At 27.0% G+C, this 21,783-nt stretch carries 20 protein-coding genes and 1 pseudogene; 16 read left to right on the top strand and 5 right to left on the bottom strand.

Annotation, left to right across the window (positions count from 1 at the left end):
• The 13 genes and pseudogenes from O212_RS0109395 to O212_RS0109330 all read left to right on the top strand — a co-directional run.
• A pseudogene (locus tag O212_RS0109395) lies at positions 1-175 on the top strand (NADH peroxidase); the annotation flags it as partial.
• A gap of 236 nt (positions 176-411) precedes the next feature.
• Positions 412-2,973 (top strand): DNRLRE domain-containing protein, encoded by a 2,562-nt coding sequence (locus tag O212_RS17035; RefSeq protein WP_024614857.1) that lies wholly within the window; start codon positions 412-414, stop codon positions 2,971-2,973.
• Positions 2,974-3,150: 177 nt separating this feature from the next.
• Entirely contained in the window at positions 3,151-4,581 is a 1,431-nt protein-coding gene (gene cls / locus O212_RS0109385) for a cardiolipin synthase (protein ID WP_024614856.1), read from the top strand.
• A gap of 277 nt (positions 4,582-4,858) precedes the next feature.
• A complete protein-coding gene (gene aroB, locus O212_RS0109380; RefSeq protein ID WP_024614855.1) occupies positions 4,859-5,911 on the top strand; it encodes a 3-dehydroquinate synthase in 1,053 nt (350 codons plus the stop codon).
• A 17-nt stretch (positions 5,912-5,928) separates the two neighbouring features.
• The gene (gene aroA / locus O212_RS0109375) at positions 5,929-7,209 is read left to right on the top strand and encodes a 3-phosphoshikimate 1-carboxyvinyltransferase (protein ID WP_024614854.1); all 1,281 of its coding nucleotides are present in this window, start codon (positions 5,929-5,931) and stop codon (positions 7,207-7,209) included.
• Positions 7,206-8,288 carry a chorismate synthase gene (gene aroC, locus O212_RS0109370; RefSeq protein ID WP_024614853.1) on the top strand — a complete coding sequence of 361 codons (1,083 nt, stop codon included), beginning with the start codon at positions 7,206-7,208 and terminating at the stop codon, positions 8,286-8,288. Before aroA ends, aroC begins: the two co-directional genes overlap by 4 nt.
• Positions 8,288-9,364 (top strand): shikimate dehydrogenase, encoded by a 1,077-nt coding sequence (gene aroE, locus O212_RS0109365; RefSeq protein ID WP_024614852.1) that lies wholly within the window; start codon positions 8,288-8,290, stop codon positions 9,362-9,364. Before aroC ends, aroE begins: the two co-directional genes overlap by 1 nt.
• Positions 9,365-9,373: 9 nt before the next feature.
• Positions 9,374-9,880 carry a shikimate kinase gene (locus O212_RS0109360; protein WP_024614851.1) on the top strand — a complete coding sequence of 169 codons (507 nt, stop codon included), beginning with the start codon at positions 9,374-9,376 and terminating at the stop codon, positions 9,878-9,880.
• Between the two features lie 80 nt (positions 9,881-9,960).
• On the top strand, positions 9,961-10,974 hold the full coding sequence (gene aroF, locus O212_RS0109355; RefSeq protein WP_024614850.1) for a 3-deoxy-7-phosphoheptulonate synthase: 1,014 nt from the start codon (positions 9,961-9,963) through the stop codon (positions 10,972-10,974).
• A gap of 333 nt (positions 10,975-11,307) precedes the next feature.
• The gene (locus tag O212_RS0109350) at positions 11,308-12,591 is read left to right on the top strand and encodes a PTS sugar transporter subunit IIC (protein WP_024614849.1); all 1,284 of its coding nucleotides are present in this window, start codon (positions 11,308-11,310) and stop codon (positions 12,589-12,591) included.
• A gap of 360 nt (positions 12,592-12,951) precedes the next feature.
• Complete coding sequence (locus O212_RS0109340) at positions 12,952-13,365, top strand: hypothetical protein (protein WP_024614848.1); 414 nt, start codon at positions 12,952-12,954, stop codon at positions 13,363-13,365.
• Positions 13,366-13,375: 10 nt separating this feature from the next.
• Complete coding sequence (locus tag O212_RS0109335) at positions 13,376-13,558, top strand: hypothetical protein (protein WP_152524860.1); 183 nt, start codon at positions 13,376-13,378, stop codon at positions 13,556-13,558.
• Positions 13,559-13,802: 244 nt separating this feature from the next.
• Positions 13,803-14,546 carry a hypothetical protein gene (locus O212_RS0109330; protein ID WP_024614846.1) on the top strand — a complete coding sequence of 248 codons (744 nt, stop codon included), beginning with the start codon at positions 13,803-13,805 and terminating at the stop codon, positions 14,544-14,546.
• Positions 14,547-14,619: 73 nt separating this feature from the next.
• Here the strand turns inward: O212_RS0109330 and O212_RS0109325 are convergent, their stop codons facing one another.
• The gene (locus O212_RS0109325) at positions 14,620-15,165 is read right to left on the bottom strand and encodes a CYTH domain-containing protein (RefSeq protein ID WP_024614845.1); all 546 of its coding nucleotides are present in this window, start codon (positions 15,163-15,165) and stop codon (positions 14,620-14,622) included.
• Between the two features lie 229 nt (positions 15,166-15,394).
• Here O212_RS0109325 and O212_RS0109320 point away from each other — a divergent pair, with 229 nt between their 5' ends.
• Both O212_RS0109320 and O212_RS0109315 read left to right on the top strand, forming a co-directional pair.
• Entirely contained in the window at positions 15,395-16,993 is a 1,599-nt protein-coding gene (locus O212_RS0109320; RefSeq protein WP_024614844.1) for a Na/Pi cotransporter family protein, read from the top strand.
• Between the two features lie 336 nt (positions 16,994-17,329).
• Positions 17,330-17,632 carry a hypothetical protein gene (locus O212_RS0109315; protein WP_024614843.1) on the top strand — a complete coding sequence of 101 codons (303 nt, stop codon included), beginning with the start codon at positions 17,330-17,332 and terminating at the stop codon, positions 17,630-17,632.
• Between the two features lie 15 nt (positions 17,633-17,647).
• On the opposite strand, the gene O212_RS0109310 is transcribed toward O212_RS0109315, so the two are convergent.
• Together O212_RS0109310 and O212_RS0109305 are read right to left on the bottom strand one after the other, a co-directional pair.
• Complete coding sequence (locus O212_RS0109310) at positions 17,648-19,318, bottom strand: hypothetical protein (RefSeq protein ID WP_024614842.1); 1,671 nt, start codon at positions 19,316-19,318, stop codon at positions 17,648-17,650.
• Positions 19,319-19,369: 51 nt separating this feature from the next.
• A complete protein-coding gene (locus O212_RS0109305; protein WP_024614841.1) occupies positions 19,370-19,714 on the bottom strand; it encodes a hypothetical protein in 345 nt (114 codons plus the stop codon).
• A 185-nt stretch (positions 19,715-19,899) separates the two neighbouring features.
• Here O212_RS0109305 and O212_RS0109300 point away from each other — a divergent pair, with 185 nt between their 5' ends.
• Positions 19,900-20,937: a nucleoid-associated protein gene (locus O212_RS0109300; RefSeq protein ID WP_024614840.1), complete on the top strand. Its 1,038-nt coding sequence runs from the start codon at positions 19,900-19,902 to the stop codon at positions 20,935-20,937.
• Positions 20,938-20,983: 46 nt separating this feature from the next.
• Here the strand turns inward: O212_RS0109300 and O212_RS0109295 are convergent, their stop codons facing one another.
• Together O212_RS0109295 and O212_RS0109290 are read right to left on the bottom strand one after the other, a co-directional pair.
• Entirely contained in the window at positions 20,984-21,565 is a 582-nt protein-coding gene (locus O212_RS0109295; protein WP_024614839.1) for a 4Fe-4S binding protein, read from the bottom strand.
• On the bottom strand, positions 21,558-21,776 hold the full coding sequence (locus O212_RS0109290; RefSeq protein WP_024614838.1) for a 4Fe-4S dicluster domain-containing protein: 219 nt from the start codon (positions 21,774-21,776) through the stop codon (positions 21,558-21,560). Before O212_RS0109290 ends, O212_RS0109295 begins: the two co-directional genes overlap by 8 nt.
• Positions 21,777-21,783: the final 7 nt, after the last annotated feature.

Raw genomic sequence — 21,783 nt, 5'->3', positions numbered from 1 at the left:
CTTACAAGCAAGAGTAGATGCTGAATTTGGAGCATGTGAAGGAAAGAAAGAATTAGCAACACTTGCTAAACAATTAAATTTAGATGCAATTCATGATACAGTACACGAAATGTGTAAAGATGAAGCAAGACATGGTCAAGCATTCAAGGGCGTATTAGATAGATATTTCTCATAATTAATTAATATATAACACTTTACATGATTATAAAAAAGAGTCTTTAGTTTTACTAAAGGCTCTTTTTATTTTTAATATTAGAGTATAGATAATAACAAAAAATATGATTAAAAACACCAAAATATCTTAGACTTCTTAATATATTTAAATTTAATTTTTGAAAAAAGAATATTTTTAATAACAAAGTAATTTCATAGGAATATAATGTAATGATTACTTAAAGGCGGTGATTTTTTTTGAAAATCAAAAATATTAAGATATTTGAGGATACCTTTGTTTCGTCAAGTTATCCTAATAAAAATTTTTCAAATGAAAATGTATTAGTTGTATTAAGGAGAGAAAACTCAGATTGTGATGCTAATTTAATTAATTCACTTATAAAGTTTGACATTAAAGAAAATTTATATTGTGCAGATATATGCAAAGCGGAACTTAAACTTTTTGTAAGAAAAGTTGGATGTAATGGAGTATACATTGATATATTATATAATTTAACTGATTTTGATTATGAATGTGTAGATTATATAACAGCTCCTAATAGTAAAACATTTAAAAAGAATTTATTTATATCAGGAAAATCACAGGGAAATTATATAAGTATAGATTTAACAGAGCTTGTTAAAGATTTTGCAGAGTGTAACTTAGATAATAATGGAATAACTATAAAGGTATCAAATAATTATAGTGGTGAAGTTGTATTTGATTCTTCAAGAGGAATTAATGATCCAAGTTTGACTATTTCTTATAATGAAGATTGTTGTGATTGTCAAGAAGGTCCAATGGGACCAGAGGGACCAAGAGGAAAAGAAGGTCCAATGGGACCAGAGGGAGAAATGGGACCAGAAGGACCAAGGGGCGCAGAAGGACCAAGAGGAGAAGAAGGCCCAGAAGGCCCAGAAGGACCAAGAGGACCAGAAGGCCCACAAGGACCAAGAGGATTTACAGGTGAAATGGGACCTATTGGATTAGAAGGTCCAAGAGGTCCAAAGGGAGATAAAGGAGATAAAGGAGATACAGGAGCACAAGGACCTATTGGGGAAGAAGGACCAGAAGGCCCACAAGGGCCAGAAGGACCAGAAGGGCCAAGAGGAGAAGAGGGACCAATGGGTCCAATGGGAATAGAAGGCCCAAGAGGGCCAGAAGGTCCAAGAGGAATAGAGGGACCAGAAGGACCAAGAGGACCAGAAGGACCTATGGGAGAAGAAGGAGCAGAAGGACCAAGAGGAGAAGAAGGACCAGAAGGCCCACAAGGAATCCAAGGACCAATAGGACCTATAGGACCGATAGGATTAAGAGGACCAGAAGGACCAGAAGGACCACAAGGAATAGAAGGACCACAGGGACCGCAAGGAATAGAAGGACCGGAAGGTCCACAAGGAGAACAAGGAGAAGAAGGACCAGAAGGCCCACAAGGTATTCAAGGATTAAAAGGAGAAAGAGGACCTAGAGGACCAGTAGGCCCAATGGGACCAAAGGGAGATAAAGGAGATAAAGGAGAGCAGGGACCAAGAGGCCCAGAAGGAGTTCAAGGACCAAAAGGAGATAAGGGAGAGCAAGGAATAGAAGGACCAGAAGGCCCACAAGGTATTCAGGGACCAGTAGGACCGAGAGGATTAAGAGGAGAAAAAGGAGAAAAAGGAGATACAGGAGAACAGGGTTCAAGAGGACCAGAAGGACCAAGAGGACCACAAGGTATTCAAGGAGAAAGAGGTCAAAAAGGAGATCAAGGTGAGCCAGGACCAGAAGGACCAAGAGGGCCAGAAGGACCAAGAGGAAAAGTTGGACCAGAAGGACCAAAAGGAGATATTGGACCAATTGGACCAATGGGGCCGATGGGACCAAGAGGACCAGAAGGACCAAAAGGTGAAAAAGGTGATATGGGATTAATGGGACCAAAGGGCCCAGAGGGACCAAGAGGACCAGAAGGACCAGAGGGACCAGAAGGACCAGAAGGACCAGAAGGAGAAGAAGGACCAAGAGGACCGGAAGGACCGGAAGGACCGGAAGGGCCAAGAGGACCAGAAGGATTAATGGGACCAATGGGACCAAGAGGACCAATGGGGCTAAGAGGAGAAAAAGGAGATAGAGGAGAAGAAGGGCCGATGGGACCATTAGGACCAATGGGACCAAGAGGACCAGAAGGACCAGAAGGTGAAAGAGGACCAGAAGGACCAGAGGGACCAGAGGGACCAAGAGGACCAGAAGGACCAAAAGGAGATCAAGGAGAAATAGGACCACAAGGGCCAATGGGACCAATAGGCCCAAGAGGACCAGAAGGACCAAAAGGATGTCAAGGAGAAAGGGGGATAGAAGGGCCAATAGGACCAAAGGGACAAAAGGGAGAAAAAGGAGAAAGAGGACCTCAAGGACCAAAAGGTGATCCTGGAACTTCATCAACAGAAGAGCATGCTTATATTTCAGCAGATAAATGTAAAATAGTCCAAGGACATGAAGACATTAAACTTTTTGAGAATATAGTTATAGAAGGAACAGCTATACAACATGTTGAAGGATCAAGTAATATAACTCTAGATGAAGGTAGTTATTTAGTAAACTTCTCAACATCTGTTTCAGGAGAAACTTGCTTAATTGCAGAGATGAGATTATTATTTAATGGAAAATCATTAGGTATTGCTGCAGGGGAGATAAGTAAAAAAGGAATGTTAGTTAATATAGCAAGTACAGCAATAGTTAATGTTACTGAATCTGATAATGAAAATATTTTAAAATTGATAAATGGAAGCAAGTTCCCATTAAGTTACTTCTTAACACGTATAACTATAGTGAAAATATCATAAGTAATGAAATAAGGTATAAGTTTAGACTTATACCTTATTTTATTATATTTAAAATAGTATAATAGTATTTTAATTAAATTTATATTAATAAAATTTAAAATATAGCAATTGAATACAAATTTCAAAGAGAATATAATATACTAAAAAAGTAAAAATTAAAATAGGAGATGTAAAAGCATGAGTATATTTGTAGCGATTATAGTTTCATTAGTAATATTAAATATTATTTTAGCTTTTTCTTTAATCTTTATAGAAAGAAAAGATCCAACTACAACATGGGCTTGGCTTTTGATATTTATATTATTGCCTGGATTAGGATTTGTAATATATATATTATTAGGTCAGAATTTTAGTAGACAAAAATTATTTAGAGAAAAAATAATAAAAGATGTTAATAAGAAAAAGCAATTAAATGAAATATTAAATGATGAAAGTGGACATGATGGTGGAAAAAGATTTTTAGATTTAAGAAGAATGAATTATAATAATAGTAGTGCAAGATATACTATTGGAAATGAAGTAGATATTTTTGTAGATGGTGAATTGAAATTTGAAAGCTTATTGAAAGATATAAAAAATGCTAAAAAATATATTCATATTCAATATTACATATTTAGAAAAGATATATTAGGGGCAGAAATAATAAAAGCTTTAGAAGAAAGATTGGCTCATGGAGTTGAAGTAAGATTATTAGTAGATAGTATGGGATCTTATACTATAACAAAAAGAAAGCTAAAAACATTTTTAGAACTTGGAGGAAAGTTCGCTATATTTTTCCCTGGAATACTTCCACATATTAATACACGTATAAACTATAGAAATCATAGAAAGATTGTTGTAATTGATGGAGAATATGGTTATGTTGGAGGATTTAATGTTGGTGATGAATATGTAAGTCGTGATAAGAAAATAGGTTATTGGAGAGATACTCACGTAAGAATAAAAGGAAAAGCAGTTAATGATTTAAATGAAAGATTCTTATTAGATTGGTGTTATGCTTCAGAAGAGAAAATAGAAGACTTTAGTATTTTTATGCCAAAGATTGAATATACAGATGGCGATGTTGGAGTACAAATTGTAACAAGTGGTCCAGATCATAATGAGGAGTATATAAAAAATGCATACATAAAAATGATAAATAATGCTAAAGAAAGTGTATATATAACTTCACCTTACTTTGTTCCAGATGAACCAATGTTTGAATCTATAAGATTATCAGCATTATCTGGAGTTGATGTTAGAATTTTAATACCAGGAAAACCAGATCATATGTTTATGAAATGGGCAGCTGATTCTTATATAGGAGAACTTTTAAAATCAGGAGCGAGAGTTTATTATTATCAAAAAGGATTTATTCATGCAAAAACTTTAGTTGTAGATAGTGCTGTGGCAAGTATAGGAACAGCTAATATGGATATGAGAAGTTTTTATCTTAATTTTGAAGTTAATGCATTTATTTTTGATGAAAATAAAGCAAAAGAATGTGAGAATGACTTTATGATGGATTTAAAAGATTCAACAGAAATAAAGCTTGATAAATTTATAAATAGATCAAGAAGTAGAAGAATAATGGAGTCTATAGTAAGACTATTAGCTCCAATACTTTAGAAAAAAAGAGCTAATTTAGCTCTTTTTTATTTTATTGTTTAGAAATTTATAGATAAGTAAAACTTATACTTTTATAGTTTGATTTTTTAATTAAATAAAATATACATTATATATTTAAAATAGATTAAAATTAAATTTATAATTTGGAATAGTCCATAAAATATAATGTTTATGGTAAACTATTATAAGAATTATAAGGAATTTTGTGTCCTTATTAAATAATATTGTATATATAATTAATTATTAAAACAATTATATAAATCAGAAGAGGTGTTTTATGAAAAAACTTTTAGTTAATTTAGGAGATAACTCTTATAATATAGAAATAGAAAAAGGATTAATAAATAATATAGGTAAAAAAATAAAAGAAGTATTTAATGGAAATAAAGTATTTATTATTACAGATGAAAATGTAGATAAATATTATGGAGATATAACAAAAAAGTCATTAGAGGAAGCTGGCTTTGAAGTAGGAAAATATATTATTGTGCCAGGAGAAGAGAGTAAATCATTTAATTCTCTTTTACCTATATATAATAAATTATTAGACTTTAAATTAACTAGGAAAGACTTAATAGTAACTTTAGGTGGAGGAGTTATAGGAGATCTTGGTGGATTTATTGCATCAACATTTTTAAGAGGTGTTCCTTTTGTACAAATTCCAACAAGTTTACTTTCACAAGTTGATAGTAGTGTTGGCGGAAAAGTGGGAGTTGATTTAGAAAGAGGTAAAAATTTAGTTGGAAGTTTTTATCAACCAAAACTTGTTTTAATTGATCCTAATGTATTAAATACTTTAGAAGAAAAGTTCTTTAAAGATGGAATGGGTGAAGTTATAAAATATGGATTTATAAGAGAGTTTAATCTTTATAAGCTTTTAGATAGTTTAAATAGTAGAGACGAGGTTATGGAACATATAGAGCATATAATTTATACTTGTTGTAATATTAAGAGAATAATTGTTGAAAGAGATGAAAAAGACTTAGGAGAAAGAATGGTTTTAAATTTTGGTCATACTTTAGGGCATGCAATAGAGAAAAAATATGGATTTAAAGATTTTACTCATGGAGAAGCTGTTGGAATTGGTATGTATTTAATTACGAAGCTTTCAGAAGAAAAAGGATTAGTTTTAGAAAATTATTCTGAAAATATTAAAGAGATATTAGTAAGACATGGTCTTCCTTTTAGTATAGATTTAGGCGATAAAGATGAAATAATAGAAACTATATCATTAGATAAGAAAAATATGGGAAGTACTTTGAAAGTTGTAATTATGAAAGAAATAGGTAAAGCAGAAGTTTATAATACAACAGTAGATTTCTTTAAGTAGAAGGGAGAATTATTTTTATGGCAAGTATTAAAATTTCAAATAATAAATTAAATGGTGAAGTTTTAATTCCTCCTTCAAAAAGTATGGCTCATAGAGCTGTAATATGTGCAGCTTTAAGTAGTGAGGAAAGCTTAATTACAAATATAGATTTATCAGATGATATAATAGCAACAATAAATGGAATGAGGGCTCTTGGAGCTAAAATAGAAATATTAGAAAAATCATTAAAGATAAAAGGAATAGATTTAAATAATAATAATTTAATAAATAGGGAAGAAAGAGTAATAGATTGTAATGAGTCAGGTTCAACATTAAGATTTTTAATTCCAATTGCTACATTAATAGAAGGAACTAATAGATTTATTGGAAAAGGTAATTTAGGCAAGAGGCCATTAAACGTTTATTATAATATATTTGAAAAGAATAATATTAAGTATACATATAAAGAAAATAAACTTGATTTTATATTTTCTGGGAAATTAAATTATGGAGATTTTAATATAAGAGGTGACATAAGTTCACAATTTATAACAGGACTTATGTTTACACTTCCATTATTAAATGGAGATTCAAAAATTATTATAGAAGGAAATTTAGAATCAAAGGGATACATAGATTTAACATTAAAAGCACTAAATGATTTTGGTATTACTATAGAAAATAAAAATTATAAGGAATTTTTAATAAAAGGAAATCAAAAGTATAGAGGAAGAACATATAAAGTTGAGGGAGATTATTCACAAGGAGCATTCTTTTTATGTGCTGATGCAATAGGAAGTAAAGTTTTATGTAATGGGCTAGATAGTAATTCTCTTCAAGGCGATAAAGAGGTTTTAGATATATTAAAAGATATGGGAACTGAATTTGAAATAGAATTAGATAAAATAATAGGATATTCAAATGGAACTTGTGGTACTGTTATTGATGGTTCAGGTTGTCCAGATATTATTCCTATATTATCAGTAGTAGCAGCTCTTTCTAAAGGAAGAACTGAAATAATAAATATTAGAAGACTTAGAATAAAAGAGTGTGATAGACTTCATGCAATAAATTTAGAGCTTTCAAAACTTGGAGCTAAAATAAGCGAAGGAGAAGATTATTTAATTATAGATGGAATAGAAAACTTTAATGGAAGTGTAGAAGTATGGAGTCATAAAGATCATAGAATTGCTATGATGCTTTCTATTGCTGCAACTAGATGCAAGGAAAGTATTACACTTAAAGATTTTGAATGTGTATCTAAATCTTACCCTAATTTTTTTGAAGACTTTAAAAGTTTAGGAGGAAAGATAGAATGAGTGGAAACTTTGGAAATAATATAAAATTATCTATATTTGGAGAATCTCATGGAAATGCGATTGGAATAACTATAGATGGACTTCCATCAGGATTTTATATAGATTTAGATAAAGTTAACTTTGAGATGGAAAGAAGAGCACCAGGAAGAAATAATTTATCAACTTCTAGAAAAGAAGGAGATAATGTAGAAATATTGAGTGGAGTATTTAATGGAAAAACTACAGGTACACCTATCTGTGGTATTATAAAAAATAGTGATAAAAGATCTAAAGATTATAGCAAACTTAAAAATTTAATGAGACCTGGACATGCAGATTTTACAGGATTTATTAAATATAATGGATTTAATGATTATAGAGGTGGGGGACATTTTTCAGGAAGAATAACAGCCCCACTTGTTTTTGCAGGAGCAATATGTAAGCAAATATTAGAAGAAAAAGGTATAAAAATTGTATCACATATAAAAAGTATTTGTAATATAGAAGATATAAGTTTTGATTATACAAATATAAGTGATGAATTAATAAATAATCTTCCAAAAGAAGAATTGCCTTTAATAAATAAATCATTAGAAGAAAAAATAAGAGAAAAAATATTAAATGCTAAAAGGATAGGAGATTCAGTTGGTGGAGTTATTGAATGTGCAATAATAAATGTAAATCCAGGAATTGGTGATCCGTTTTTTGATTCTGTAGAATCGGTTTTGGCTCATCTTTTATTTTCAGTACCAGCTGTTAAGGGAGTTGAATTTGGAGAAGGATTTAATATTACAAAGCTTATGGGGTCTGAGGCTAATGATGAATTTTATTATGATGGGGATAAGGTAAAGACTAAAACTAATAACAATGGTGGATTATTAGGTGGAATAACAAATGGAATGCCAATAGTATTTAAGGTTGCAATAAAACCTACAGCATCTATGTTAAAAGCTCAACAGACTATAAATATAGAAGAAAAGATTGAAGAAGAATTGAAAATAGAAGGAAGGCATGATCCTTGTATAGTACAAAGAGCAATACCTGTTATTGAAAGTGTAGCAGCTATAGGTATTTTAGAACTTTTGAAAGGACGATATTAATGAGTGATTTAGATAATTATAGAAAAGAGATTGATGATATAGATAAAGAGATTACAAGGTTATTTGAAGAAAGAATGAATGTTGTTCTTAAAGTTGCAGAATATAAAAAGAAAAATAATTTAGAAATATTCCATAAAGGAAGAGAAGAAGTTGTAATTAATAAAAATATAAATAGATTAAAAAATAAAGATTATAAAGTGGAGTTAGAAAAATTTTTTGTTGGTATGATGGAAGTATCTAAAGAGCTTCAAAAAAGAAAATTAAATAGAGAAAACTATGGATTAGTTGGGGAAACTCTTTCACACTCACTTTCTCCAGAAATACATAAAGTTATATTTGATAAACTTAATATAGAGGGAGAGTATAATTTAATTGAAATTCCAAAAGAGAAGATAGAAAATATAAAGGAAATACTTAATATATCAAATCTTAAAGGCGTTAATGTAACAATACCATATAAAGAGACAGTTATTAAAAATTTAGACTTTATTTCAGATGAAGCAAAAAAAATTGGTGCTGTTAACACAATATTCAATAAAAATGGTGAACTTTTAGGTTATAATACTGATTATTATGGATTTAAATATATGTTAGAAAATAACGAAATTAATGTTTTAAATAAAAAAGTTGTAGTGCTAGGAACAGGTGGTGCTAGTAAAGCTGTAGTTACATATTTATTAGATAGTGGTGCTAAAGAAATAATTATAGTAAGTAGAAGCAAGAAAAAATTATATGAGGATTTTAAAAATATAAAAGTTTTAACTTATGAAGAAATGAAAGATATAAAAGGATACGCAATTATAAATGCTACTCCTGTTGGAATGTATCCCAATATTGATTTTTCACCTGTTTCTGAAGAAATAATTGAAGGCTTTGATGTAGTAATTGATCTTATATACAATCCACTTAAAACAAAGTTTTTAAAATTTGGTATTGAAAAAGGAAAAATAACTTGTGATGGACTTATGATGCTCGTATTACAAGGGGTAAAGGCTGAAGAAATATGGCAAGAAAAAAGTATTAATAAAGAAGTTATATTAGAGATATATAACAAACTTTTAAAACTTTTGAATTAAGGAGAAGTTATGGAAAAGAAGGATAAAATAATTCTTATTGGAATGCCAGGGTGTGGCAAAACAACAATAGGCAAAATTTTAGCAAAAGAACTTTCATATAACTTTTATGATATGGACAATTATATTGAAAAGATGGAAGGAAAATCTATTAAAGAGTTGTTTAATGATTCAGAAGAAAGATTTAGGAAAGCTGAAACAAAAGCTTGCATGGAACTTATAAAAAAGAAGAGGTGTGTTATAGCATCAGGTGGTGGAGTAATAAAGAAAGATATTAATATTGATATATTAAAATCAGGTATTATTATATTTATAAATAGACCAAATGAAAAAATAATTGGAGATATTGATATATCAAATAGACCATTATTAAAAGAAGGAAAAGAAAAACTTTATAAATTATATAATGAAAGATTTTATAAATATAAAAATGCTTGTGATATTGAAATTTTAAATGAAGGTTTTATAAGAGATACTATTAATTTAACAAAGCGTAATTTAAAAGGGAAAATAAAATAAAGTTTTACGTTATATATAAGGTATAGAACAGAATTTAGGGGTTAGTTATAGCTTATAATAAGTTTTGGAGGAAAGTACATATGATTATTGCAATGAACAAAAATGCAACAAATGATGATATAAAAAAAGTAAGGGAATGCGTAGAAAATTTAGGTCTTAGTACATATCTATCAATAGGAGATAATTATACTATAGTTGGGGCTATGGGAGAGACTGGAATATTAGATGAAAAAAAGTTATTAAGATTTGATGGTGTAGATAAAGTAATAAAAATTGAGGAACCTTTTAAAAAGGCAAATAGAATATTTAAACCAGATGATACTATAGTTGATGTTTTAGGAAATAAAATAGGTGGCGGTAATCTTGGCATTATGGCTGGCCCATGTTCAGTAGAAAGTGAAGAACAAATTATTGAAATTGCAAAAAGTGTTAAAAAATCTGGTGCAAATTTTTTAAGAGGCGGAGCTTTTAAACCAAGAACATCACCATATAGTTTCCAAGGGTTAGAACTTGAAGGACTTGAACTTTTAAAGAAAGCAAAGGAAGCAACAGGATTACCAATAGTTACTGAACTTATGTCAACTGATTACTTAGATGAGTTTGTTGAAAATGTAGATGTAATACAAATTGGAGCTAGAAATATGCAGAACTTTGATCTTTTAAAGCAAGTTGGTAAAATAAGAAAACCAGTACTTTTAAAGAGAGGATTATCAGCAACAATAGAAGAGTGGCTTATGTCAGCAGAATATATAATGGCAGGTGGAAATGAAAATGTAATTCTTTGCGAAAGAGGAATTAGAACATTTGAAATAGCAACAAGAAATACATTGGATTTAAGTGCAATACCAGTAATAAAAAGATTAAGTCACCTACCAGTTATTGTAGACCCAAGTCATGCAGCTGGATATTGGTATTTAGTAGAACCTCTTGCAAAAGCAGCTATAATGGCAGGAGCTGATGGACTTATGATAGAAGTACATAACGATCCTAAAAATGCATTGAGTGATGGACAACAATCAATAAAGCCTGAAAATTTTGATAATCTTATGAAAAAAATTAAAGGAATTGCTGATTTTGAAGGGAAAATAATTTAATTTTTACAAATGGAGGGAATTATATCCCTCTATTTTTTATTTTATTAGATTACACAGAAAAAGTTTAAGAGTGTAAAGAGTGTGTAATATATTTACACAGTTCATAGCGTAAGTGTGTAATAAAATCTTCTTTAAAACTGTATAAATAGGTTAAAATTTTAGTTTGTGAAGGAAAAATATTTTGGCATACAAATTGCTAAATATAATAGTGTAAACGTAAAACAAAAATTTTACTAAATTGTTTCTATGAACAAACAGAACTAATTTAATATTATAGAGTTTTAAATTAACATGGAAGCTTTTATGTAAATTAAAATAGGAGGGGAATTTTTTATGAAAAAGTTTTTTGAATTTATGGAAAAATACTTTGTTCCTGTAGCAGCTAAAATAGGAGCACAAAGACACTTAGTTGCTATACGTGATGGTTTCGTAACAATAATGCCATTAATAATTGCAGGATCATTTGCAGTATTAATTAACAACATACCATTTAAACCATATCAAAATTTAATGGTTAGTATTTTTGGTCCAAATTGGACATCCTTTGGAGGAGCTATTTGGAATGGTTCCTTTGCGGTAATGTCAATACTTGTTACCTGTACAATAGCATATCATTTAGCTAAGAGCTATGATAAGGATGGAGTTGGTGCAGCAGTTGTATCACTTGGAGCATTCTTTATATTATATCCACAAGCTCCACTTAAGTTAGTTGAAGGAACTGGATTTTCACTTCAATTCTTAGGTTCATCAGGATTATTTATTGCAATTATAGTAGCTATTTTAGCAACAGAAGTTTATGTAAAACTTATTGGAAATCCAAAGTTAGTTATTAAAATGCCAAATGGAGTACCACCTGCAGTAGCAAGATCATTTGCTGGTTTATTCCCATCAATTATTGTTTTAGCTTTAACAGCAGCAATAGTAATAATACTTAAGATGGTTGGAATAGAAGATGTATTTGCATCATTATTCTCAACAATTCAAAAGCCTTTAGAAGGTTTAGTTGGTAGCTTTGGTGGAATACTTGTATTAATATTAATTCAACAATTATTATGGTTTTTTGGTATACATGGTTCAAACATTATTGCACCAGTAGTAAATGCTATATTATTACCAATGACACTTGCTAATACTGACGCTTTAAATGCAGGATTAGCACCTCAAAATATAATTAATAGCCAATTCTTAGATTCATATGTAAATATGGGTGGATCAGGTACAACACTTGCACTTTTAATTGCAATATTCTTAGTTGGCAGAAAATCAAAACAAGAAATGATGATTGCAAAACTTGGTATAGCACCTGGATGCTTTAATATAAATGAGCCGGTAATATTTGGTATGCCATTAGTACTTAACCCAGTGTACTTTATACCATTTATATTAGCACCACTTGCATCAGCTAGTATAGCTTACTTCTTAACAGTAATTGGTTTTGTTCCTAAAGTAAGTATAGTAACAAGCTGGGTAATGCCTCCAGTATTTGGAGCTATGATGTCAACAGCATCAGTAATGGGAGCTGTAACAGCATTAATTTGTTTAGCAGTATCAATATTAATATATATTCCATTCGTAATGGTTGCATCAAGAAAAAGCTTAGAATCAGAAGGCCTTTAAGATTTAAACTTTATAATAAATTAATAAAGCTCTTAGGAAATAGTCCTAGAGCTTTATTTTTATATTTTAATATTAAATGGATAAACTAACTTTGATTAAAATATTAATTAGGAGGTCTTTTATGAGTAGAGATGAAAATAAAGAAAATGAAAAAAAGAGAGAAGTAGTAAAAGAACATACAAATAGAAAGAAAGATCTAGAAAAGGATGAAATTGATTGGGAACTTATAAGGTAGAATAAATAATAGAGGAATATTGTATTCCTCTATTATTTATTTCATGTAATTATATAGAAAAAATATAAAAAAATGTATTAAAATATATTGAAATTTGTTATTATATTTTTATAGGAGGGGGAAAAATGGGGATTAATTATAAAAAGATAGGAAGGATTACATTAGTACTTATTTCAAATATATTATTTTTAGTTTATAGTTATTTTTCTACTATGCTTTGGCTAACAACTTTTACTTTTTCAATAGATGGTCTTTCTATTCCTGTTAGTGAATTTTTATATTTTTTTAAGATTGTAATAATATTTGCTATTATAGCAATAATACCTTTAATATTTTCAAGATATTTATTAATAAACATAATAATAACTATAGTAATGGCATTAGGATGGCTTATAACTGCTATAAATTCACCAACAAAAGATATTATGAATATGAATATATATGGTTTTTCACTTAATATGATTTTAATTGCTATTATGTCATATTCAATTATAGTGAAAAAAATAAATAAAAGAGGAGATAATTTAAGTGTTATTTAGAGGGGGTATTATGGACAAATTTAAAAAATTAAAGCTAATGAAATTTTTGTTATGGGCAGGACTTATAATTGTTCTTATATTAGATAAAAAATACACTATAGAAAATACATTAACAATAGCATTATTATTTATGATATTAATAGCAACTATTGATAAAAATATTGAAAAATATTTATTAAAAAGGGCTAAATAAGATTTTGGCATCATAATTAGGAAGTTTGTTTTAATAAAACTTTTTAATAATTATGATGTTATTTTTATATAAAGATAACTACTTTTTTATACTTATATAAATAGATTTTTAAAATATTTCAATAAAATAAGAATAATATTAAAATTTTATTGTTAATTAATAATTATTATTTATTAATAATAAAATGTATTGTATAATATGATTAATGAAAGAGAGATAATGAGTTTGAGGAGGAAAATTTATTATGATTAATATGAGAGAAGTTGAAATATTTAATAAAGTAAAAGAAAATGATGTTGTTACATCTTTTTATATGAGACCAGTAGATAAAGGTGAATTAAAGAAAAATATGCCAGGACAATTTATATCAATAAATCCTATTAAAGAAGGAGAAAACAAAGGAGCTATAAGACAATATAGTTTATCAATGAAGCCAGGTTCAGATTTTTATAGAATAAGTATAAAAAGAGAGGACAAAGGATTAGTTTCAAGATATATGCATGATAAAGTAAATATTTCTGATACAATATTTATAACAGAGCCACTTGGTGATTTTATATTAAAAAATGGAGATAAAAAGGTAGTTTTATTAAGTGGTGGTATTGGAGTTACTCCAATGATGGCAATGTTATATAAGTCATTAGAAGACAATAGAGATGTTACATTTGTACAAGCAGTTTTAAATTCAACAGCACATACTTTTAAAAATGAAATTAAAGAGTTAAAGAAAAATAATAAAAATATGAAAACAGGAGTATTTTATCAAGATCCATTAGATTCAGATGTATTAGGTGAAGATTATGATGAAGTTGGATTTATAACAAAAGAATGGATGGAAGAAAATTTACCTAAAGATGGTGATTTTTATTTCTGCGGACCATTAGGCTTTATGAAGCATATATATGATACATTAAAAGGAATGGGAGTTAAAGATGATTCAATACATTATGAAATGTTTGGTCCTTCAAAAGATTTAGCAAATTTATAATGATATGAATATAATATATTGAGTGAAAGAAATTATGGCTGGACTTAGTAAGAGACTTTGCCCAGCCATTTTTTTATTTGCTTTTATTATATTCATCAATTAATTCATATATAGTTTTTGAAGTAGTATCTTTCATTGAATATCCAAGTAAATTAAGCATATTATCTAAAGATTCTTCAGATGATGTTTCTATTTCTATATAAGGGAATGGACAAAAATTTTTATCATTTATATCTATTTCAACTAAACCATCTAAAAGCTTGTAACTTTCTCTATATTTCTTTATAGATTGACAAAGCTTAAGGCCCAATGATTTAAATATTCCTTCAGCCATAGTTTTGTTATCAACAATAACTTCATTTTCTTCCATTTCTTTAAATTTTCCTTGGGACAACATTTTCTTTGTTGTCATAAATATAATTTCTTTATTATGTAATTTATCATTTATAGTTCTTATTCTTGCATATCCTTTATCTTTAAGTAGTCTTCCATCTTCAAAATCATAAATATCATTAATTTGATCTTCAGATTTTATAAGTTCAGCATTTAAACTTTTAAGTTTTTTTCTCATATAATCCACATCTATATTAATAATTCTAGTTTCTAATTCTTTTGCCATAAAAAATCCTCCTAAATTTATTTGTTTATAATATTATATCAGATGCATAAAAAATAAAACTAGATATAATAATTTATTTAAGTTATGTTAAAACTAAGTTATAAAACCCGGTAGTTTGTAAATAAACAATAAATAAACCATAATTAGTATTAACTTTATTTTAAATAGTATATAGAATGATTTATATAAAACAAATTTTTATAAAAAAGAAGATTTGGAGGAATTTAATTTGGAAATACTAGGAATATTTTCAGGACTTATAGGTGGATTAGGTTTATTCCTTTTTGGAATGAAGTTAATGGGAGATGGACTTGAAAACGCTGCAGGGGATAGACTGAAAGGAATAGTTGAAAGAGTTACTAGCAATAGATTTATAGGAGTATTAATAGGTGCTTTAGTTACTGCTATAATTCAAAGTTCTAGTGCTACAACTGTTATGGTAGTAAGTTTTGTAAATGCAGGAATAATGAATTTACTTCAAGCAACTGGAGTAATAATGGGAGCTAATATTGGAACAACAATAACAGCTCAAATGGTTTCACTTGATTTAGAAAGTATTGCACCACTTGTAATTGGTATAGGTGTATTTATAACATTTATAGCAAAGAGTAAGAAAAATAGAGATATTGCAAGTATACTTTTAGGATTTGGTTTACTATTCTTAGGAATGGGATTAATGTCAGATGCGATGAAGCCAATTGCAGAATCAAATATGTTTAAAGAATTTGTATTTTTAGTTGGAAATAATAGAATATTAGGTCTTTTAACAGGTCTTGTAATGACAGCTATAGTTCAAAGTTCATCAGCGACAACTGGTATACTTATAGCTCTTGCAACAACTGGAGCAATAGATCTTTATGTTGCTATTCCAATAATTTTAGGTTGTAATATAGGTACATGTGTAACAGCATTACTTTCATCAGTTGGAGCAAATAGAACTGCTAAAAAAGCCGCTATTATACATCTTTTATTTAATGTTATAGGAACTTTAATGTTCTTACCATTTGTAGGAATATTAATAGATGCAGTTCAAGCAATAAGTAGTAATGATATAACAAGACAAATAGCAAATGCACATACAATATTTAATGTTATAGTAACTCTTGTTTTATTACCATTTGCAAGAGGTCTAGTGTTTATTGCAAATAAAATATTGCCAGGTGATGGTGAAATAGAAAAAAATGGTGCAATATATTTAGATGAAAAATTAATAGAAAATCCTGTTATAGCTACAGTTCAAGTAGAGAAAGAAACTATTAGAATGGCAAATAAAGCTAAAGAAAATTTTGAACTTGCTATGAAAGCTTTTTCAGAAGGAAATGAATCATACATAGATCAAGTTGTTAAAAATGAAGTTTTAATAAATACATTAGAAAGAGAAATTGCTGATTATTTAGTTAAAATTTCTCAACAAGAATTATCAGGTGATTTATCAAATGAAATAACATCAGCATTTAATGTAATAAATGATATTGAGAGAATAGGCGATCATGCTAAAAATATAGCAGATTTAGCAAGAGAAAAAATATACGAAAAAGTTGTTTATGATGAAGAGGATAAGCATGATTTAAAAGTTATGTTTAATACTACATTAGAATCAATGGAAATGGCAATAACAACTTATGGTGAAAAAGATACTAAAAAGGTTTGTCATATAGATAAGTTAGAAGATGCAATTGATGCAATGGAAAAAGAACTTAGAATTAGTCATATTAGAAGATTGAATAATGGAAAAACAACTGCTTATGCAAGTGTAATATTCTTAGATGTTATAAGTAACTTAGAAAGAATAGGAGATCACTCAGCAAATATAGCAGAGAGTATTTAATATTTAATGGATATAGAAAAATTTATTCTATATCCATTTTTTATTTACAAATATGGATATTATGGTAATATATAGTATGTTGAAAAATATGTAAAAAGGTGAGGGTGAAATTAGGATGTAGAAAAAATATTAAGTAATAAAAAGCATACTTTATATTTGAAAAATACTTATTTAATAAGAGAAAATATGACAAATATATATTTAAATAAAATTGCAATATTAAATATACTTTTAAAGTAAGAAAGGATACCAAAAAAGAAATTTTTAAAGGTCTGAAAAAGTAATTTTTATTAATATTTAATATAGAAAATATTTAAATTAAGGGGATATTATTTGATGATTAGGATTAAAAATACACTTACATTAGGGAAAATAAGTGTAGAAACTATAATAAGGAGAGCCTTCAATACTTTTGTTATTTGGGGATGTTTAAATTTAATTTTTGAATTAATTAAAAATTTAATTGATTTTTCTTTAGTGTATAAAAGTAATTTGTTTTTTACAATTAGTATAGAAATAATAAAGTTTTTTCAAGAGTTTGCCATTTTAGTTCTTACGGTAATAATGTTTAAATATATATGCGAGATAATATATAAAATTTTAAAAGCTTCAGAAAATATAATTGAAAACAAAAAATAAGGACTATAAAAGTCCTTATTTTTTGTTTAAATAATTAATTGCTTTTTCATGGTTTGAAAAAGATTTTATTTTATTAAAATTAAAATCCATAATTACATATTCATTATTAACAGATAATATGAAAGCTTTCTCATTTATATCTAATAAGTAAATAGGTTCTTTATATTCTAACTTTTTATTTTCAAGTGTAGACATATTAAGAATGTTTATTTTATTATTGGATTGATAAACTATAAAATTATTATTAAATAACATATTATTTATATAATCAGAAGTTTTTAATTTATAACTATGATAATTATTAGAACTATCATATATATTTAATATATAATTATTATCATTTTTAATTAAATAACCGAATTTGTCATTAAATATACTAAATTTAGTTATATCTTCTATACTATCAATATTATTAATAATTTGTTTTATAACTCTTAATTTCCCATTTTCAATATTTAAAGATATAAGTTGTGGTGGTGAATTTTTTTGTTTAACTATTCCATATAAATAATTATCTTTATAATAGAAGTCTTGAAGTAATGCAGATGGACTTTCTGGCATAAAACCAATAAAGCTATTAATTATATTATTAGTATTTTCATTTAATACTACAACAGAACCGTCATAAGCCACTTTTACATTTCTATTTTTATCAATTGTTAAATTGGTAGGTGTATTATTAATATCGAAATTTAAATTATATTCTTTATAATTTTTATTGTATTCTAATTTTTCGTAAGTTTTATTTTTAGAAACAATATAGTCACCAATTAATATATTACCAAAAGATTGAGACGTATTATTTGATATTCTTGTATATAATTTTTGGATTTTAGTATTAAAAAAGTAATCACCTATAACGATATTATCTAAAGATCTATAAATTCCATGTATTCCATTAATATATTTCAATATATCTTTTTCTGTTTCTAAGTTGTTATTAAAATCTATTGATAAAGATACAAAATTATTTAAATAATCATTATATTTTTTAGCAGTATATATAGTATTTTTATAAAGTAAAATATCATCTTTATATAAAGGTGCTGTTTTACTTAATAATTTATTACTATCTGTAGAATATAAGTAAATACTGTTTTCAAAAAGAAATGCAGCTTTGTTAGAACAAATAGTAACGGGGATTTCAGTATGAATATCAGACTTAAAAATATTAGTTATTTTATTTGTATTTAAGTCAAGTATATTTATAAAAGAACCTCCTTCATCAACACCGGAATAAATGAGTTTATTATCAGTTACTTCAAAATCTTTTATAGTAAAAAGTCTATTAGAATTTTCCACTCCACTTAATAGTAATTTAATTTCTTTATTATTTATATTAATAGATGTAATTTCTTCAGAAATTAAATCATGTATGAAGATAAAGTCGTTATTATTTTTTACATTTGTAATATAAATAGATTCATCATTATTTTTACTAAAATCTTTTAAAGTAAAAGTTTCATTTTTAAAATTTTTATTTTTATCATATGTTTTGAGAATTAAATAATTTGTTTTACTTATGTTATTAGAACTCCCATTTGATGTTGAAAGGGTAAAGTAATAATTTTGATTAGTATTTGCAAAAAACACTGAATTATATTTATTAGAGTTGTATTTGAAAAATAATATTCCTATAAAGGAAAAAACAACTAATAAATATATTAATATATTCTTTTTTTTCATAATTATTTAAATTGTCCTCCTTAAAAAGCCTTATATACAATTATTTATAAATTATGCTTCACCATAAGCTGATGCAAAATATAATAAGCCTGTTTTTTTCACCTTAAAATTAAAAAATTCATTGGTATCATTAGACTCAAAATTTGTTATTTTATAGATTTTTGAATTTTCTTTTGATAAAGTTTCTGAATCTAAATTATTTTGGAACTCATTAATTTCAAAGTTATATTTAAGTGCTTCAACAGGATGACCGGTTAAAAATAAATGAGATTTTATAGAAAGTTCTGGACTTGTATGAAATATTATAAATAATAATATAAATATTCCAATTATACTTAATAAAATTTTTTTTAGCCTTATTTTTAATGGATTAGGCTCTTTAGAAAAATATCCCATAAAAATACCCCTCATTTCACAAAATATATTTATATTATAACAAAACTTACAAAAATTGCTATAAAAATATAAAATATTAATGTTTTTTCATATTAAATAATGACTGGGCTTAATAATGAATTTTTAAAATTTTATGTTACAATATAAAATGTTGTTTAAAATTTGAATTGGAGGATTTAAAGTTTATGGAATATATAAATGATATTAATATAAATGAGGCTGTTATACATATTTTAGATAGTAATGGGGGAGAACCTATACTAAATGAATATCCATTAAATTTAAATGAAGATATATATAAATTTGTATTTAAACATATAGAAAAATGCTTTAAAGATGAAGAATTAAAGTATGCTAAATTTAATGATGGAAGAAGTATAGTAAAAGAAGTAACACAAGATTTTTTAAATGGTATAGATAATGACTTAATAGGACTTTCAAAAGAACTTGCAAGACAAATGTTTGCAATAATGAATGGTAACACAAATATACCATCTTGTGACTTGATTATAGCATCTATAGTAACAGATAAAGGCCCAATGATTGCAATTTTAAAAATGGATTATATAAAGAATTTTACACATAAAGTTGATTTTATAGATAACAAAATAGGAATTGGAATAGTACCACAATCAGCAGGTCTTCCAGGAAGCTCTCAAAAAATTCAAAAGGCTGCATTTATAAAACCTATAAGACAGGATGAAAAATATAACCTTATGGTGCTTGATAAACAAAAGAAAAGTAAAAACGAAGATGAATATGGTGCTAATTACTTTATAAATAATTTCTTAGGTTGTTCTATAATAGCAAATGAAAGAGATATTACAAAAACATTTTTAAAGGCTACTGAAACTTGGACAAGAGAAAAATTTCAAGAAGATGCAGATCAAGCTGAAAGAGTAAGGTCAACAGTAAAAAATAAATTAAAAGAAGATGAAGTTATAAATGTTGATGAACTTTCAGAGCAATTATTTAAGAATGAAAGTACAATAAAAAATGATTTTTCAAGTTTTGTTAAGGCTCAAGGTATTGAAGAAGTAGAAGTAGATAAGACTTGGATTGAAAAAAAATTAAAAAGGGTAAGACTTAAAATTGATAAAGAAATAGACCTTTATATAGATGAAGAAGTTTATAATGATCAAGATAAGTTTGAGATAGTAAGAAATGGTGATGGTAGCATAAACATGGTAATAAAAAGAGTTAAAAATTATATAGAGAAATAATAAAAATAAGGATGTAAGTAATTACATCCTTATTTTTATATTTTAATTATTTAGATATTTTATTTTTTATAATACAAATACCTTGAGTCATAGTTCCCATAGGACAATATACGCACCAAGAACGAGGCTTAAATAATATCATAGTAATAATTCCAAGTATTGTAGAAGTTAACATAATACTAAAGAATCCAAAAGAAAATTGAGCAATCCAAGGTGTTATATTGCTTAAATCATTAAAATTCCAAGGCAATTTAAATGTCCATAATAGTATAATAATTTCTTTTAAATTATTAACTCCGCTAAAAACTAAATAAGTGTTAAATAGCATGTTAAAAAACATAATGAAAAAGAATATTAAAAATCCATATCTAAAAGATTTAGATTTTAAAAATTTAGGAATTGTTTTATTTCTAGATAATTTTAATTTTGTACCTAAAAGTTCTAAAAGCTGTCCTCTACCACAATACTTATTACAATATAATTTATTTTTTGAAGTTAAACTCATTATAATAGGTACTAAAAAACATATTAATCCAAGCCAAGCAAATAATATATTAAACAGTCCAAGTGTTAAATAAATAATTGTTGCAATCCATAAATAATCATACCATTTTTTATTCTTATTCATTATTATCTATCTCCTCTTTTATTTCTATTATAGAAGCAGGACATACATTAGAGCATTTACCACAACCTACACACTTATTAAAATCAACTTTTGCATAAATTCCTTTATAAATTGATATAGCATTTAATGGACAAGTTTTTGCACACATACCACATGCAACACAATAATTAGTATGGACAAAAGCTTTTTTTCTTATAATGGTTTTTCCCATAACATAA

The organism is Clostridium sp. Ade.TY (assembly GCF_000498355.1).
GTDB lineage: Bacteria > Bacillota > Clostridia > Clostridiales > Clostridiaceae > Clostridium.
This window is presented reverse-complemented; position numbering and strand designations above follow the sequence as displayed.